Origin of the sequence: Shewanella sp. SG44-6, assembly GCF_014164185.1 — a bacterium.
Classification (GTDB): Bacteria; Pseudomonadota; Gammaproteobacteria; order Enterobacterales; family Shewanellaceae; genus Shewanella; species Shewanella vesiculosa.
The window spans coordinates 1-674 of the sequence record NZ_JACJER010000306.1 but is presented as its reverse complement, the minus strand read 5'-3'; the positions used below and the strand labels follow the sequence as shown (position 1 = coordinate 674).

Sequence of the window (674 nt, the reverse complement as noted above, 5' to 3'; positions counted from 1 at the left end):
CAAGGAGAAACGCAAATGATGATTTCAACAGAAATTAGTGCCTCTCCTGACAGCGCTCAATGGCAGTCAATAGACTGGAAATCCGTTGAACCGCCTGTATTAAAGCTTCAGATGCGTATTGCAAAGGCAACACGAGAAGGGAAACACGGTAAAGCGAAAGCGTTGCAGTGGATACTGACTCACTCGCGTTCAGCAAAACTTCTTGCTGTTAAGCGTGTATCACAAAATAAAGGCAGTAAAACGCCTGGAATAGACGGTGTTATCTGGAATACAGATACCCGCCGCATGAAAGCAGTAAATCAATTGAGCAGGAAGGCATATCAAGCCAAACCACTCAAGCGTATCTATATCCCCAAAAAGAATGGCAAACTTAGACCTCTTGGTATCCCATGCATGATAGACAGAGCACAACAAGCGCTCCACCTTCTTGCATTAGAACCTATATCGGAGACGCTTGCCGACCCTAACAGCTATGGATTTAGACCCAATCGTAGCACTGCTGACGCAGTCGATCAGTGCTTCAAATGCTTGGTTCAAAAGAAATCAGCGCAATGGGTTCTTGAGGGGGACATCAAATCCTGCTTCGACAAAATCGGGCATCAATGGCTAATTGATAACATCGCCATAGATAAACGAATGTTGGAACAATGGTTAAAGTCTGGTTTTATGGACAA

1 protein-coding gene is annotated in these 674 nt (G+C 44.5%); it reads left to right on the top strand.

The window, feature by feature from the left end:
* Window positions 1-15: 15 nt before the first annotated feature.
* Window positions 16-674 (top strand): reverse transcriptase N-terminal domain-containing protein (locus tag H5185_RS23545; RefSeq protein ID WP_182743354.1); only part of this gene is annotated, 659 nt, incomplete at its 3' end.